The following is a 15,127-nucleotide window of genomic DNA, read 5'->3' as shown; positions in this document are numbered from 1 at the left end:
AAAGAAGGAGGTGAAAATCATGTCAAATGATGTTACATTAGATACTTTTCCTAGCAGTAGAACTGAGGCTTTAACAATGTTATATCTTCAGAATAAAAACCTACAAGGTATATCACCATCAGAATTAACTGAGTTATACTTTGATGCTTATGCTGAAATTAAACAAGCCACCATAGAAGCCAGAAAACAGAGAAGATAAAGTCTTAGAACCTATCTATTTATTTAGATAGGTTCTTCTTATCTATAAATCTCACTAATCAAGTCATCCATTCCATCTTGATCAATGTCATCCATGAGCATCATCGTCTCTTTATGAGCAACTAAAAAAGCCACGAATCCATCAATTTTCTTTTTGGACTGTCGCTTTGAGGGACCCTTCATTCCATTTATGTTTGTCACTACTACCAGATTAAGAGCACAGTAGATAAACAATGGATTGTCGGTCATTATTCTCTTTTCATAAATCAATCTTTCAGCATCATCTATCATGGCATTCATGACATTTGGATATTGATTGACCACAATACATTCAAGTCCCAAGTTCTCGCACTTCTCAATAAGTTTCTGAGACATGGCCGGGTCATAATTCAACTGCTGTATATCGTACAGATCCATGCATTCCGAGATATAATCCATCACTTGGTCCTGATCTATCATCTTCCCATCACAGAATTGAACAAACCCTCGCTCCACCAAGTCGGTATATGGTACATTGTCTTCCTTCTCCCTAGATTCGATGTCTGCATTAGGGATGAAGTACATTTGTTTGACCTTAAGGATGGATCGTCCTTCCTCATCATGTGTAGGGAAATTTAGATTCACGCAGGTTAAGTCAGTGGTCTTTGATAAGTCCAGTCCGAGATAACACGTTTCCCCCTGCAGGTCCCCGAGGTCATCCACAAGGATATGTTCTACCTGGTCCTGCTCGAAGAAATTGTCTGCACCATTGACGAAAACATTTAAGTGTTTTGAAAGGAACTCCGCTTTTTTGTGAGCTGATCGGTTAGCCGTGATAAATTCCGTTTCCAGTGCGCTCATTGTTACTGAGACACCGATATTAGGGTTGACCATTGCCCATACTTTCCGGTTTGTCCAGTCATATCCCTTATTTGGCTCATAGATCATGACAAAGTTTGAATCGTTATCATCATTCTTCAGGACTTCCTTAGCTTCACGATAGACACGCATACCCACACTAGAGGAACCCTTACCTGCTGTACTGATATTGAACATGATTGGCTCATCTCGGGCAACCTGAGCAGACTTGAAGTTATCGTATTGTTCCATGTTCTCCTGCTTATGCAGCTCATCATTCAGTACAAAGTGTGGGTTTGAACCCTCAATGGAGTCAATATTTTTACTCATCACGATGAACTGGTTAGAGTACGCCAAGTCATTATGAATGTAGTCGTAGGTAACAGAGGAAACGGTACCTTTTGGGCCCTTGTATATGTGGGAAGCATTCATCAATGCATCGTGATTCAAGATTGTAGCAGCAAATGGCTTTGCAGCATATTGAGCCTGGTTAAAATCACTTGCACAACAGTAGCAATCAGCACTAAGAACACCTTCACCGAACATCGAATAGCCCAGGGCACCCACCGCAATCAACGTTTTACCGTTTTTCTTTGGCACCTGGATATAACATTCCCGGGTCACCCGGACTACTTTCCCTTTTTCGTTTTTATGGACCCACCCATATATCCATGAGTAAGCGAATTTTTCCCATTCCTCCAAGATGAATGGCTGGCCGGCTAGATCACCCTTTGTATGACGGACGAACGTTTCAACCCAGTCCATCATTTCATTAGCACGATCCACATCAAACCAAAGGTCTTTCCGCTTCTTCCACCGGAAATAACGGTCCACCATCTGCTTGATTGTGTCTGGATATTTCTTAGGGCTCTTTCTTACTTTCCTTGCAAATATTTCTGCATAATTTATCCCGCGTTCAATCATTTTGAATTCCGCCACTTTTTCCTATGAGCCGACAGTTCATCCTCCACTGGCTCCGGCTTTTTCATTTCTTCATCTTTTCTGACTGATGATCCACCGGTTACAATCTTACCTGGCTTCGACTTGTTGGTTAGCCCAAGTAAATCCAGTGCTTTCGTCTTCTTGTCGGCCCATGTTTCGACCTGCTGCGCGAGAGGATGTTTGGAGTTATTGGTGGCCCCGGCTTTGTTGGTGTGACGTTGAGTGGCCGGGAATCCCTTCTCCTTCCACTGGATGTACATGGTCATATACACCTCAAAGATATCCAAGTAAGATTCAATCAATGGATCGAGTGTAAGGGTGTAAATTTCAGCGTCTCTCATGATCTTCAGAATCCTTTGTTTCTCCGACTCCGTTTTTTCAGCAACCATTTTTTCACGCTGTTTTCTTGTAGACATTTTACACCCCCCCTTTATATTTTCAAAATATTGTCTAGCGATAGAAAAGACTCCCTTGCTACCTATCTTCCCTAAAGGCGAAAAATCGAGATTGGGTAGGGGGGGTTATCCAAAATAACTCGGAAATATTTTTCCTTTGTCATCCTTGTTCTCTTCATCCGTGTGACACTTCGGACATAATAATTTTAGATTGTTTTCATCAAGCTTTAATGTTGGATCATCTTTGATTGGTATCTCATGATGCACATGTGCCTGCCTGCCGAAGATGAACCGTCCACACTTCTGACAACAGCCTCGCTCTCTTTGATAAACGAGTGACCTCATGTTTTTCCAAGGCTTCGAATTATAGAACTGCTTGTTGTCATGGTGGTAGATGTCCTTCTTCTTACGCTTCCTCAGGACCGATTTCCTTGACCTTTTGTGGTCCTCACAGTAATAACCGCGGTCTATTTTATTTCCGCAGCCATTGAAGTCACAGTACTTCATTACTCATCATCTGCAGTTAATAATTCGAGGATGTGAGCACGAATGGTCTCCTCTTTCTTCATGTTGCCTGGTACTTCGATGTCATTCTGCTTGGCAAAACCTTTGAGCTGATCAGCATTCATTGAATCCAGGTCAATCTCAGTTTCATTATCTTCCTGCTTTGCTTCTTTATCAGGAAGCATACTCTTAGGCTCCTTTGTCACCTCAAAGCCCCGCTCCTTGCCTGCAGGTACAAAACGAATCTTCTTTTCTTTAGTGTCCCAATACTCAGTGCCCTGTGCCGTCTTTCTAATTTCAACATTCATTTCGTTCAACTCCTTTAAAATAATAAAAAGCACCTCATAATTTACGAGATGCTTTAAAGCCTACCTAATTCTTTTTTTCTTTCGATGGAATCCATCTTCTTAATGATTTCATTTGCAGAGAAAGCTGTAAGAAAGTTATCCCCTTTTGATAATATGATCAAGTGTTTCTTTAGAAATTCCCAGTCGGATAGTCCAGCTTCGTTCTTTAATACTTCCCCTTCACAGTCATCACAAAGTTGTAAGTCCCAGTCTTCCATGACTCCTATATCGGATTCTCCAAATTCAATATTACAGTTTAAACAGTTCAATAAACCACCTCCTTGCATAGTACTTTCTACACAAGGAAGTTAATTCCTTTATTGATTATAAAAAGCACCATCGAAAGGATGCTTTTTATATCAATTTTTAACTTTTCAATTGTTTAAGTATCCGTACCATCACTTAGTATTATGGTCGATTAGCTTCTTTAAGAAGTTCCTTAAAATACATATCAATATTTTTACTGGAATACCATCTACTCATTGTTATCAACACAAGTAAAATGGATGTCACACCAAGATAAATCCAAGACCATATTGACCACCAATCTCTAACCAAGCCCTTTAATAATATTATTCCTAGAATTACAAGTGTAGCAATAAATAGGCTAACCATTAAACCGCCAAGCTCGTGTTTTCGGGAAAGTAAGTATCTATATCTTTCCTGTTTCATTTTAGAGATTTCTATCTTTTCTGATGTAGTGGCATTATAAAAATGTTTATCGAGTTGTATCTCTTTTTTAAAATAATCATACCAACCATCTTGTCTTTTAATTTCAGATGAAAACTTAAATAATCTAACAACCCAAAATAGTGAGTGATGTATTTGATTTAACATATATCCGAGAGGAACTCCCAATACTGTTAAGAAAGCACCCAATGCTAGAGCGTTAACGGCCTTCAAGATTTCTAAAACATCTTCACGAAATTGAAAGAATGTAAATGGACCAAGTATCATAATTAAGATCCATCCAGGAATACCCCATCTTACTAAGTACTTTGTATCAAAATTCATGTATACATCCCCTTCCTCATACAATTATGAGTCAATAGGAGTATATACACCACATCCAATCATTCGTCAATTTACGACATAATCCCTTTACCTCCTCCTGATCGCCCCTCCCTTCCTCCGGTACGTATCCCTATTCATCCCCATTATGTCTTTCCAATCCACAAGCTCATAATGTTCTTTTTTAGTCACAGGATCCTTACTCCTTTTAACTTTTAATTCTTTCAGCTGCTTTTCACTAAGATGATCGATTACCCTCATGACAATCACCCTCAAATTCTTCTCAGATTGGCTCAGTTTCGATTTTGCAGACCATTCAAATGTCTTAGCACCAAAAAGACTCCCTTCAATTGAAAGGAGCCCTCTTGATATATTTCGTTAATACCATATTAGCACTTCAAAAAAGTAATGCTCTGCCGGTATTCTGCCAAAATTCTGCATTTTAAAAAGGTAATGAACCCATGAATTTAATTTCGTTATAATAATAATTCTCAAAGAATGATTTCAATTCTTTATCACCAATTTCACGCTCTGTTCTTAAATCCAGGAATAGATTCTCACCACTGGTGTCAAATGATGGCTTATTAATTACCTTAATTTCAACAAACGATTTTTTCAGTAGCTTAATTAATTCCGACACGTCAAAATCGTCTTCTAAAATACTAAAGTGCAATGTTTGTGTTGTTCTAAGTTTCTTATTATCTCTTTCTCCAACCTTTCTAAAGGCATTCGATTGAATAGCTGATATTACCTTCTCTTCAAGCATTTCAAATCTATGTAAAATATATTTATCAGGCTCTTTAACATGAACATCTTTTAATACTGAATTACTCTCTATAACTCTATATATTGGATTGTCAACTTCTTTTTCTTCCATCGCCTGTGCTACTGTTGTTAGAATATTGTTTCTAAGCTCAATAACACCACTCATATCATTAACATAAAAAATTGTTCGTTCCTCTGTTATATCAAAAGGAAGTTTAGTTCCCTCTTCACAAATCTGGACTATAGGCTTTCTAACTGCATGTCTTATAGCTAACTCATACATTACATTTGGATTAAGACCAGAAAGGTTTGCGATAACTAAATCATCATTTAAGATCCTGGATATAACTTGTTTATTAATAGATCCAGTATTGTACATCCTATGTGCCACATCAACCTTAAATCCTATTTCTTCAAGAACAGGAATAATTACCGAGTCTATAACTCCATCGGCCGCCCTTCTAGTGTCTGTATTATTACCACCAATTGGAGTCACCACAAAACAACTTTTCTTTTCTTCTTTTTCTATAGTCATATAAAACACTCCCAAAAGTTACTAATTACATTTTAAGATTAACCAGGGAGTTTTTCCACAGAAAAAAATGCAGAACACTCAAATTGAATGCTCTGCATTTCCTTTTTTATAGATTTCTATTTTTAAAATAAATGCCAATTTGTAAAAAATCCTTGCCTTCAATCTATAATACCTTCTTTCACTCATCCCAATTTCATTATAGATTTCATAATCAAATACCTCTTCATCTTCCAAGTATCGTTTATAGATTATTTCCCTCTCCAACTTACTCAGTCGGTTGACACCTCTAAGGACCCAATCAATATGTCCATTCCTTGCATAGTCCAATTCAATACGATCTATTGCAACCTGTTCTGTAGATGAATGAAATTCATTCGAAAATGAAGGAGGAATGAGTGAATAAGTGGCCGTGACTTTCGGTAGCTTGTCTTCTGGAACCATAAGCAAGTAAAAGCGATATTTTTCTAAAGCGGACTCTACAGCAGCCTTTGTTTTTTCTTTGTCTATCTCAGGAAGCATAAAGGTTAATTGTTTAGCCAACATTGACCCCTCCCGTTATGGTAAAATATTCTTAGCCGAAATATTTTATAGATCGGGAGAAGTCTCGGTCTATTTTTTATTGTTTTCTTCAACTTTAGCAATCAACCACTCTATTTCTTCTACAGTAATACGGCCGTTTTTAACGCGATCCTTTATTGATTCTAATGTTATTTGATACTCTTCCATGTCCTCACTCCTTTAATAACTTGTCCGAAAACTATTAAAACATATCTAGAAATTAATTTCCTCCACTCACGTATAATGTATTACTGCTCTATTTTGATACAATCACTTTCTTTAACTCTGATAACTTTCGTTTCGTCAATTCCGCATTGAATTACATTTAGAACTTTCTCCATGCTTGCATGATTTATTGGCTCACTATCCCATTTTAATGGGGTATCAATCCAGGTATTTGACTTCAAAGCTCCAACCACTTTGTGTATAAAAAATTCATTCGGTGAATGATAACGGTGCATTTCAATTTTTACATAGTCACCAAAATCAATCCCATTAGTTCTTCCCCATCCTGAAAATTCACTCATTTTCTTCTCCACCTTTCTTAATTGAACAACACGAGTCTGTACTTCAAAACTTTTTACCATACCTTCGTTCATATTCTTCAAGGGCTCCTGGAACCCCAAGGATGCAATCCCTGAGAAGTTCCAGAAGCTTTGTTTCTATATATTGATTAATGGAGTTCTTTTTCCTCGGATGGATCTTCTTCCTTCTCTTCTTTATCAACATCATCGATACTCAACTGATCCTTTGGGACATCTACATTGCCATTCCCGTCCACTTGGTATTCAGTACCTTCAGGGCCCTCATAAAACTCCTCTATGGTCATCTGAGACGGCTGAATAGATAAGTTTACATTACGACCAGCATATTTATATAGCTCCTGGGCTTTCTTCTCTGAATCTCCTTTTATCGCAAACTTCATAGTTGTCTTTTTGGAGTCTCGTTGAATGTTCATGAACTCGGCCGATGTTTCCCCAGCTGCACATCCCTCAATTTCAAACAAGATGATGCTTCCTGCTAGTGCATATAATCCGGTAGTAGCAGTGTCACCGTCTTCCTGCCCCTTGATTTCAAATTTGAGAATCTCTTTCTTATCGTCCTTCTGCTGCATTTTGAAGAATACGTTTAATTGAGTTTTGCTCATTTTATTAGCTCCCTTATTGTTTATTTAATGTGAAGGTCATTAAGCATCCTAATCCATAACCATGCTCTTTAATTCCACTCGATTGAACCCAACCGCGATTCTTATGACTCTCAATAACTTTAGTTATAGTAGCTTCCGTCATTCCAAAAACTATTTTCTTAAGTGGTTTGTACTGCTTACTCATGCTTTCCTTTTCACATCTGCTTTGGCTTGTATGATTGCCTCAATAACCTGAGCTTTATTGATGGAAAGCCTTGACTCTCCCGTTTCCTCTATCACGAATAAGTCGAAAGCTATTTGAGCCAGGATGAACGCGTCAACCACGTTATCGCTTTTGTGTTGATACCCGTAATCATTCAATACGGCCTGCATAACGGCTTTCTTTTTCTGGGGACCGGTAAGTCTCTTCTTACTACCTTTCTCTCCGGTCCATCCAGTAACGGAAACAAATTTTTTCACTGCATTTGGTGCTACTTCGTGATAGTGCAGTTTTCTTTTGAATAGCTCATTCCGGATTCCGTGATGCAGGCCACCCGCAAACATTGCCTTTTGGGTACTAAACGGGAAACCTTCGATACAGATGAAGTCCCCCGGCTGTACATGGGCAATGATCTCGTTGATCAGTGTAATCATCCTTTTAGGATCCTGACTCCCCACTCCACTCAATTCCTTTTCCCTGACGACCATTCCACGATCATCCAGGGCAACAAATCCCGTTTTAGTCGATGGATCTATACCTACAAACCTCATATCGCTCTCCTCCTTGCTTTTTCATTTTCATAGACTTGCTCCAACTCTGTGAGAGTCAACTCATACAACTGGCTGCCATCCGGTGTTTTGAAATAGCCCATCTTAAGCAGCTCACTTTTATAAAAATCCATTTTTGCTTCAACGCCTTTTCTTAGCTGTCCGAATGGAATCTTTGTAATCATGAATGTTCCTCCTTTACATAAAGTTCATTTCTTCTTGCTTAACGAGATTGATGAACTTGCCATATTCTTTTATGAATCCGAGTTTAACCGTCCCGGTAGGTCCATTCCGATGTTTGCTGACAATTAGTTCGGTGATGCCCTTTAATTCTGAATCCTTATAGTAATATTCATCCCGATAAAGAAATCCGATGATGTCTGCATCTTGCTCTATTTGCCCTGATTCACGTAAATCGGACATCATCGGACGTTTATCCTGCCTTTGCTCTACGCCCCGGGAGAGCTGGGAAAGAGCAACCACATTTACGTCTAATTCCCTGGCCATCGCCTTTAAGGTCCTGCTTATGTCACTAATCTCTTGAAGACGATTCCCTTTGTATTTGGCATTCCCCACAATCAGCTGAAGGTAGTCCACCATTACGAGAAGCTTTTTACCTGGATTCTCCCGTTTGACTTTTCTAACTTTCGACCAAATATAATTCACGGTGACGCTTGGCTTATCGAAGATATGTAAATCTAGGTTGTTTAAGATTCCAAGTGAGTGGGAAAGCTTTTTCCAATCATGATCAGTAAAGTCTTCACTTGCATTCCTCATCTTCTGAGAGTCGATGTTCCCTGAGATTGATACCAATCGCTTAAGCAATTGTTTCTTTGGCATTTCCAAGGAGAAGATGCAAGGTATATCACCATTTTCAGCTGCATTGTATGCAATGTTTAGTGCAAAAGCTGTTTTACCCATGGAAGGCCGGGCACCGATGATGATGAGATCGCTCTCCTGCAGACCCCCAGTCATCTTGTTTAATTCATGGAAGCCAGTGGTAACACCGGTCATTTCGTCGACTTGAGTGCTAAGTTGATCGTATAGATTAAAAAGCTCCTCACTGATGCTTCCATCATCATCCGCAGTCTCTTCCTCTTCCATTTTCATAAGCTCATCGATTACATTTTGAATTGCCTCGTGAGAATCTTCTTCGAGTAATTGTTTTTTAAAATCATTGGCCAATTGAAGTGATTTTCTTTTTCGCCAGTTTTCAAGAACAAGAGCTTCATAGAATTTGAAGTTTCGAGTGGTTGGTACAGACTCGGCCACTCTCAACATGTAGGAAACTCCGCCTACTTTATCGATGTCACTTTCCACTAAATCAGCGATAGTGGTTAGATCGATCGGGACACTCTTTTCATCTAACTTTTTCATAGCCCAGAAGATTCTCTTGTTTTCTATGATGTGAAAGTGTTCCGGCTGAAGGATGCAATCTTTGATGAGATCCCCTTCCAGGAGGATGGCACCGATCACAGACTGTTCAGCCTCCACATTTACGATTTGAGGTTCATCAACTAGTAGCTCTGTCATCTGGGTTCTCCTTCTCATCTGGGATGTTTAAGATTCTTCTGATCTCAGCAAGATGCTTTTCCCTTACTTCAGGACTGGCTGCATTCTGTCGGTTCCGGGCTCTTTCCCTGAGCATTTCCTGAGTTTCTTCGGCCGTGGGTACTGCAGGTCCTGACGGAATTTCTGCCTCGGAATAATGAACTAACTCAGACAATGAAGGCACAAACTTTGATTCGAGTGAAAGCTTTTCTGCATTTTGAAGAATAACTTCTGGATCCTTGTCCTTTAATAGCCGATGCCAGGTATTTAACTTGGTTTGGTCAAAGTGAAAATTGTTATAAACTTCTTTAAACAGGCTCATCACTTCGAATACTTGTTCTTTATTCACTTAAATCGAAATCCTCCTTACTTGGTCTTTTTTTCGTACCTTTATGACCATTGTTCTTAAATGATTTTTCAAACTTCCTGGCATCATCTATGGTTTGAACTCCTGCCTCAACCCACTTTTTCAAGATGCCTTCTGTATAATCAAAGCCTTTCTTTTCTTTCTTAGCTGATAATTTCATGGCTGCTATAACCAAATCAGAGTCAAGATCTTCAATCCAGTGGTGTATCTGTTCATACACATAAGGAGATGAGGTTACTCCGATTTGTAGGTTCTGATGATAGAAATCAATCACATCTTCTTGACTACTACCACTACTACTAGAATTCTTTAAATTCTTTAAGTTCTTGTTTGTGTTATTTTGTTGTTCTTTTGATGTTATTTTGTTGTTATTTTGTTGTTCCTCATCATTATCATGAGATTGATAATTCCCCCATTTACCAACGGTTACAACAGAAAATTTGTTGTTACTATTAAGTGAGATCGAGTCTAACTTTTCGAGTAGCTTCATGTACTTCCAAACTGTAGATTCTTTCATATTCAATTCTGATGCTGATTTACTTCTCCCAAAGACGAATTGACCTGGTTTTAAATCGATGAATGTCATCCCTACCAATTGTTTATATTCGGTGTGAGATGCCTTCATAAGGCAATACATGAATACCTTTAACAACTTCTCGTTCTGGAAGATATCGCTCTGCAATAATTTACGATGTACCTTTATCCATCCACCTAATGAAATGGCATCTCACCCCTTCTCTCTATATTTCCGTACGCTGACAAATTGCAAAACCATCTTTAACCGAAACCACTCTGTAATGAGGATAGTGCTTCATGTAGTCCTTAATGAATTGCTTGGCCTCTTCCTTACTGGTTGCCTTCTCCCATATCCATTTAGGGAGAAGGACTCTGTATTGATCGTTCATTGGTTATCAGTCCAGTTGACCTTCTTGGAAGTCGAATTCCATTTCAAGGGCTTCTTCCTTCTTTGCTTCCCTAATTTTCATGTCCACCAATTTTGACAATCCGGTTACTTGGCCAAGATTCAGATCCCCAGGTTTCTTGTTGAAGTTTGATTTAACCAGGTCAGTCACAACTTTTTTAGTAAGGGAAGACGATTTCACCTTTGCATCGATCTCATCCCATGATTTTTGGATATCTGCAGTTTCATCCACCACTTCACCTTCTTGGTCGAGGTCTTCCGGAGTGATATCCTTTCGTTCCCTAGGCTGGTAAGAGTCAACGTTATCTTCCTGGGCACCTGTGGCATCATCCACATCAATACCGAACTGAAGCTTCAATGCACGTTTCAGAGCGTGCTTCTTAAACATGTCGTTGTAGTATGTCTTCCATTGGGATCCTGACTTTGTTCGTAGGTGCTCAACCTCGTCAGCCTCAATGACCACAACCTTGTCTGGATATCCTTCACGCTTGGCAATTGCATATGCTGCGGCCACCTTGCCCCGAGGGATTTTTATCGTGTGCTTTTCAATCTTCAATTCTTGTGATTCAGGATCCACACCTATTTCAAAATCATCATTTTCGTGAACCAGTTGAACCGTGACACCTTTATAATCTTCACGCTGCTGTGCCAGATACTGAATGCCTTCTACAGATACCTGGATGCTCATCTGATTTCCGTACTTGATAAAGTAAATGTGATTCTTAAATGGATTCAAGTTGTTCTGCTTACAGATTTGAATGAACAGGGCCAGCTCCTCGTTAGTGGCTCCCTTGGCGATCGAGTTAACAACGACCTCTAATTCTTTTTGAGTGAACACATTCTCAAATTCTTGTGTGTTAATAGCGGATAATTGGTTTTTACTCATTTCGCTTCCTCCTTCATTTGTTTGACCAAGCAACTGAGTTTAAAAAACAAATCTTTTCCCCGGTGCCATACCTGGTCCCCTTTGTAAATTGGCTGCTCACAGTTTGAATTGGTGCAGATATTAATTGGCTTCACGCCTGGTTCCTCCTAAACTGTCTTTATATTAAAATCTTCATCTTTTACTCTAGCGACAATTAATTGGCCTGCAGGTGCAGTAAAGTTCAAAATTGATTCCGCATTGTCCACGAAAGTTGGAGTAATAACCTCAGACTGCTTACTCAAGACTTCAATCAACTCCAAGCCTGCTTTAATCCTCTCTGCTGTGGAAAGCTTGCTGTAAGGCTTACCGTCCATCTCAATCTCAAAGGTGGCTTTTTCCTCACCATTCTTAAGAGTTTCAAAGAGTCTGACTGAAATTGTCGTGAACAAATCATCCACCTTACTGACCATCAGTTCAGATCGCTTAGACTTAAACTCTTTAATGGCATCAATAATTGCCTTTGAAGTGACCAATTCTTTACGGATCTCTTCTTTTTTCTCTTTGGCTGCACCGATGTCAGCTGCCAAGCTACCTACTTGCTCTGCCTGCTTCACTGCCATTTGAAGTTCCATAAGCTTGCCTTCAATCTCATAGAGCTCTTCACGATTGATATCTTCCGCCTCTGGCATTTCAGAAAGTGATTTCTTCAGTTCATTTACCTTCTGGACCAGAATCTTCCCGGTGGTCACCTCTTTATTGAACCTCGCCTGCCGATTTTCTTTAACTTTCAAAACAGCTTCTTCGGTCAGTGGCTGATGACATGTGCTGCATAACTCTTGGACTTCTTCATCCTTGATGGCTTGGACAATTTGTTTCTGGCGAGTGATCTGATCCGTCAAGTTATCAATCTGGCCTTCCATTCCATTCCTGGTTGTTTTGGCTCTTTGTCGAATTTCGTTTTCTTCATCAATGGCAACCCTTTGCTTATGCAAAGATTCGATTTCCTTCTGAGCAGCGTTAACATCGAATGAATTATCTTTATCCTTGCTTGCTTGTTCCTCGAGGGTAATGACACGTTCTGATGCTCTTTCATACGCAGTCTTTGCGCTCTTTGCTTTTTCACGGTGCATATCTTCAAGGTCATCAAGTTTAAATTCCTTCAAAGGTGACTCAAGACGGTCACGGTCCACTTTTGATAACTCGGCAAGAACTTCTTTATTCAATGGCTCTCTTACGTATTGAAGCAACTGGCCTCTTTGATCAAACTTATGTTGAGTGAAAAAATAATTTGGATTTAACTGTGAAAGAAATAAATTTTTATCAAGCTGACTTTCTAAGTATTCATTGAACTCTGTTGCCTTCTTTGGTACTTCATTAAGAAAATACTTGGCGGTTTTCTTTTGTTTACGTCCGAATAAGACATCCTTGCCTGCGATATTTACCAGAAGCTCTACCTGGGTTTCTGTTTCTTCCTCCGAATCGATTGACCGGGGATCTAACTTACTTCCCAAAATATCTGTTCCAAAAAGTACCCAGGATATTGCATCACCGATTGAAGACTTACCTACTCCGTTGCGGCCTTTGATATTAGTTACATCACCGAAATTAATGTCTAACTGTTTATGATTCTTGAAGTTTTTAAGTGCTAATGTTTTAAAAGCTATTTGCATTTTTCACCCTCCATTTGATTTTGGTTGGTGATTCGAGTACAATAATTTCAACCTGTATTGAATCACCTTTTTGAAAGATCCGTGTTGGCGCACGGGTCTTTTTTAGTTTTCATATGGTCCTTCAGGTGCTTTAACAATCACCACTCCTTTGGGAAATCCATTCCATAAAAAGAACTGATATTGTTCCCAAGAAATTTCTACTAGCTCTCCTCGATCGTCCAGGTACCCTTTCAGTTTTTTCACCCCTTTCAAGCGAACACTTAAACTATGCTGAGTGACTAACCCCCATCTTCACGGCTATCGAATTCTTGGCTTTAATTTCAACAGCCAACAAGAAAGTTGGGTTGTCCCTCATTTCCTTACACAAATTTCTAACTTCCCCAGCTTTCATTAAGCGACTTGCAGATAATGTGAAGTTTTTCATGTCATCCATCTCCTTTTAAAAAGTTGTAACTATATGAAACTTTGAAACTAAGTATTCCTAAAACAAATCATCAAATTTCGCATGGGTGGTAAAAAGAAGTGAGCTCTTTTAGAAGCTCGATATCACGCACTTAATTCTTCTTCCCTTTTCCTCTGCTCCTCCTCAATGATTCGAGGAACAGAGGTCTTCATAAAAAACTCAAGCATTTTCATTTTGATCTCTTCACTTGGTTGTTCTACTGGAGTCTTCATTAGCGACCCCTCCCTTATGCGGTACTCATATTCCGAAAAAACTCGGACACATTACCAAAAAAAATATTGTCTACCGGAATACCATATACACCTTCAATTTGAATAAAGAACGTTCTTGGTACGTTAGTGGAGTCCCTCTCATACTTCCAAAGAGTATCTTTGTTGATCCCGAACTTCTCTGCAGCTTCCACTAGATTTAAATTGGAGTTGACCCTTGCTGCTTTCAAGGTAATCTTTAACAAGTAATTCACCTCCTTATTTGTAATGTATTAACAGGATATCCGATTATTCTCGGACTGTCAACCGAGTTTTTCCGGAAATAAAAAACATTTATCTTATTTATTTCGATTTTTTTCGGATATTTTCTTTACTTTCCGTGTTTTTTCGGATAAAATGAGGATACTATATTAAGGAGGTAACTAAGATGATTGATCGTGACATGCCTTTGAAAAAGAAAATATCTGAGAATATAAAAAAATTTATGAAAGAGCAGGGGTTAACTCAAATTAGACTTAGTGAAAGGTCAGGAATTTCGAAAAGCACGTTGTCCGATTATATTAATTGCCGCACGCTTATTAATCCTGGAAATGTTGAAAAGTTATCTAATGCATTAAACGTAAAGAAATCTGATATAGATCCAAGCTTTGGAAGTTCAATGACTATGGAAGATCCGGGGGAATATAAAGTGAAGAGTCAGCAATTCAAACAACTTCCTATTGTTGGTGCTATCAGCTGTGGGAATGGAGTAATTGCTTATGAAGAAATTGAGGGTTACGAAGACACACCTAAGTCTTGGTTGAATGGTGGAGAATATTTTTATTTAAAAGCAAAAGGAGATAGCATGGTTAATGCACGTATACAAGACGGGGATCTTCTTTTAATCAGAGTTCAAAACGAAGTAGAAAATGGAGAAATTGCAGCTGTCTATATAGATGGTGAAGCTGTTTTAAAAAGGGTTCATATTTCTGATGGATCTCTTGTACTCCAAAGTGAAAATTCAAAATACCCACCAATTATCGTTGGTAAGAATAGTAACGTTAAAATCTTAGGTAAACTTAAACGAACAGTAATTACGTTTTAATAACTAAAGG

26 protein-coding genes are annotated in these 15,127 nt (G+C 38.9%); 2 read left to right on the top strand and 24 right to left on the bottom strand.

What is annotated here, in order from left to right; genetic code table 11:
• Positions 1-19: 19 nt before the first annotated feature.
• Entirely contained in the window at positions 20-199 is a 180-nt protein-coding gene (locus tag F0342_RS12785) for a hypothetical protein (RefSeq protein ID WP_149156307.1), read from the top strand.
• A gap of 38 nt (positions 200-237) precedes the next feature.
• Here F0342_RS12785 and F0342_RS12780 read toward each other — a convergent pair whose 3' ends face one another.
• The 24 genes from F0342_RS12780 to F0342_RS12695 all read right to left on the bottom strand — a co-directional run bounded on the left by F0342_RS12780 (position 238) and on the right by F0342_RS12695 (position 14,287).
• Positions 238-1,959, bottom strand: a complete 1,722-nt coding sequence (locus F0342_RS12780; RefSeq protein WP_149156306.1) for a terminase large subunit — start codon at positions 1,957-1,959, stop codon at positions 238-240.
• Entirely contained in the window at positions 1,956-2,393 is a 438-nt protein-coding gene (locus tag F0342_RS12775; protein WP_138777784.1) for a P27 family phage terminase small subunit, read from the bottom strand. The genes F0342_RS12780 and F0342_RS12775 overlap by 4 nt, the downstream gene beginning before the upstream one ends.
• Before the next feature lie 105 nt (positions 2,394-2,498).
• Positions 2,499-2,879: an HNH endonuclease gene (locus F0342_RS12770; protein WP_149156305.1), complete on the bottom strand. Its 381-nt coding sequence runs from the start codon at positions 2,877-2,879 to the stop codon at positions 2,499-2,501.
• Positions 2,879-3,184, bottom strand: a complete 306-nt coding sequence (locus F0342_RS12765) for a hypothetical protein (RefSeq protein ID WP_149156304.1) — start codon at positions 3,182-3,184, stop codon at positions 2,879-2,881. The genes F0342_RS12770 and F0342_RS12765 overlap by 1 nt, the downstream gene beginning before the upstream one ends.
• 53 nt (positions 3,185-3,237) lie before the next feature.
• The gene (locus tag F0342_RS12760; RefSeq protein WP_149156303.1) at positions 3,238-3,492 is read right to left on the bottom strand and encodes a hypothetical protein; all 255 of its coding nucleotides are present in this window, start codon (positions 3,490-3,492) and stop codon (positions 3,238-3,240) included.
• Positions 3,493-3,631: 139 nt separating this feature from the next.
• Positions 3,632-4,237 carry a BA5345 family protein gene (locus F0342_RS12755; RefSeq protein ID WP_149156302.1) on the bottom strand — a complete coding sequence of 202 codons (606 nt, stop codon included), beginning with the start codon at positions 4,235-4,237 and terminating at the stop codon, positions 3,632-3,634.
• An 87-nt stretch (positions 4,238-4,324) separates the two neighbouring features.
• The gene (locus tag F0342_RS24890; protein WP_188048527.1) at positions 4,325-4,495 is read right to left on the bottom strand and encodes a hypothetical protein; all 171 of its coding nucleotides are present in this window, start codon (positions 4,493-4,495) and stop codon (positions 4,325-4,327) included.
• Between the two features lie 181 nt (positions 4,496-4,676).
• Complete coding sequence (locus F0342_RS12750; RefSeq protein ID WP_149156301.1) at positions 4,677-5,534, bottom strand: hypothetical protein; 858 nt, start codon at positions 5,532-5,534, stop codon at positions 4,677-4,679.
• Positions 5,535-5,612: 78 nt separating this feature from the next.
• A complete protein-coding gene (locus F0342_RS12745; RefSeq protein ID WP_262481732.1) occupies positions 5,613-6,074 on the bottom strand; it encodes an ArpU family phage packaging/lysis transcriptional regulator in 462 nt (153 codons plus the stop codon).
• A 266-nt stretch (positions 6,075-6,340) separates the two neighbouring features.
• Positions 6,341-6,691, bottom strand: coding sequence for a hypothetical protein (locus tag F0342_RS12740; RefSeq protein ID WP_262481731.1), 351 nt, complete (start codon positions 6,689-6,691; stop codon positions 6,341-6,343).
• A 74-nt stretch (positions 6,692-6,765) separates the two neighbouring features.
• Positions 6,766-7,239 carry a hypothetical protein gene (locus F0342_RS12735; protein WP_149156299.1) on the bottom strand — a complete coding sequence of 158 codons (474 nt, stop codon included), beginning with the start codon at positions 7,237-7,239 and terminating at the stop codon, positions 6,766-6,768.
• Between the two features lie 13 nt (positions 7,240-7,252).
• Positions 7,253-7,423: a hypothetical protein gene (locus F0342_RS24885; RefSeq protein ID WP_188048526.1), complete on the bottom strand. Its 171-nt coding sequence runs from the start codon at positions 7,421-7,423 to the stop codon at positions 7,253-7,255.
• Complete coding sequence (locus tag F0342_RS12730; protein ID WP_149156298.1) at positions 7,420-7,989, bottom strand: hypothetical protein; 570 nt, start codon at positions 7,987-7,989, stop codon at positions 7,420-7,422. The genes F0342_RS24885 and F0342_RS12730 overlap by 4 nt, the downstream gene beginning before the upstream one ends.
• The gene (locus F0342_RS12725; protein ID WP_262481730.1) at positions 7,986-8,171 is read right to left on the bottom strand and encodes a Fur-regulated basic protein FbpA; all 186 of its coding nucleotides are present in this window, start codon (positions 8,169-8,171) and stop codon (positions 7,986-7,988) included. Before F0342_RS12725 ends, F0342_RS12730 begins: the two co-directional genes overlap by 4 nt.
• 13 nt (positions 8,172-8,184) lie before the next feature.
• Positions 8,185-9,519, bottom strand: a complete 1,335-nt coding sequence (gene dnaB, locus F0342_RS12720; protein WP_149156297.1) for a replicative DNA helicase — start codon at positions 9,517-9,519, stop codon at positions 8,185-8,187.
• Positions 9,500-9,886 (bottom strand): replicative helicase loader/inhibitor, encoded by a 387-nt coding sequence (locus F0342_RS12715; RefSeq protein ID WP_149156296.1) that lies wholly within the window; start codon positions 9,884-9,886, stop codon positions 9,500-9,502. The genes dnaB and F0342_RS12715 overlap by 20 nt, the downstream gene beginning before the upstream one ends.
• Positions 9,879-10,541, bottom strand: coding sequence for a DnaD domain-containing protein (locus tag F0342_RS12710; protein ID WP_149156295.1), 663 nt, complete (start codon positions 10,539-10,541; stop codon positions 9,879-9,881). Before F0342_RS12710 ends, F0342_RS12715 begins: the two co-directional genes overlap by 8 nt.
• 103 nt (positions 10,542-10,644) lie before the next feature.
• Positions 10,645-10,809 (bottom strand): hypothetical protein, encoded by a 165-nt coding sequence (locus tag F0342_RS24880; protein ID WP_188048524.1) that lies wholly within the window; start codon positions 10,807-10,809, stop codon positions 10,645-10,647.
• Between the two features lie 6 nt (positions 10,810-10,815).
• Positions 10,816-11,712: a RecT family recombinase gene (locus F0342_RS12705; RefSeq protein WP_149156294.1), complete on the bottom strand. Its 897-nt coding sequence runs from the start codon at positions 11,710-11,712 to the stop codon at positions 10,816-10,818.
• 146 nt (positions 11,713-11,858) lie between these two features.
• On the bottom strand, positions 11,859-13,361 hold the full coding sequence (locus F0342_RS12700; RefSeq protein ID WP_149156293.1) for an AAA family ATPase: 1,503 nt from the start codon (positions 13,359-13,361) through the stop codon (positions 11,859-11,861).
• 102 nt (positions 13,362-13,463) lie between these two features.
• Positions 13,464-13,604, bottom strand: coding sequence for a hypothetical protein (locus F0342_RS24875; RefSeq protein WP_188048523.1), 141 nt, complete (start codon positions 13,602-13,604; stop codon positions 13,464-13,466).
• A 22-nt stretch (positions 13,605-13,626) separates the two neighbouring features.
• Complete coding sequence (locus F0342_RS24870) at positions 13,627-13,785, bottom strand: hypothetical protein (RefSeq protein ID WP_188048522.1); 159 nt, start codon at positions 13,783-13,785, stop codon at positions 13,627-13,629.
• A gap of 122 nt (positions 13,786-13,907) precedes the next feature.
• On the bottom strand, positions 13,908-14,036 hold the full coding sequence (locus tag F0342_RS25425) for a hypothetical protein (protein ID WP_262481729.1): 129 nt from the start codon (positions 14,034-14,036) through the stop codon (positions 13,908-13,910).
• Positions 14,037-14,050: 14 nt separating this feature from the next.
• Positions 14,051-14,287, bottom strand: coding sequence for a helix-turn-helix domain-containing protein (locus F0342_RS12695; protein ID WP_262481728.1), 237 nt, complete (start codon positions 14,285-14,287; stop codon positions 14,051-14,053).
• A 173-nt stretch (positions 14,288-14,460) separates the two neighbouring features.
• On the opposite strand from F0342_RS12695, the gene F0342_RS12690 reads away from it, so the two are divergent.
• Complete coding sequence (locus F0342_RS12690; protein WP_149156291.1) at positions 14,461-15,117, top strand: LexA family protein; 657 nt, start codon at positions 14,461-14,463, stop codon at positions 15,115-15,117.
• The last annotated feature ends 10 nt before the right edge of the window (positions 15,118-15,127 follow it).

Origin of the sequence: Bacillus sp. CH30_1T (genome assembly GCF_008364765.1) — a bacterium.
Classification (GTDB): domain Bacteria; phylum Bacillota; class Bacilli; order Bacillales; family Bacillaceae_B; genus Rossellomorea.
Note: the sequence above shows the minus strand (reverse complement) of the source record. Positions and strands in the feature narration are given on the sequence as shown.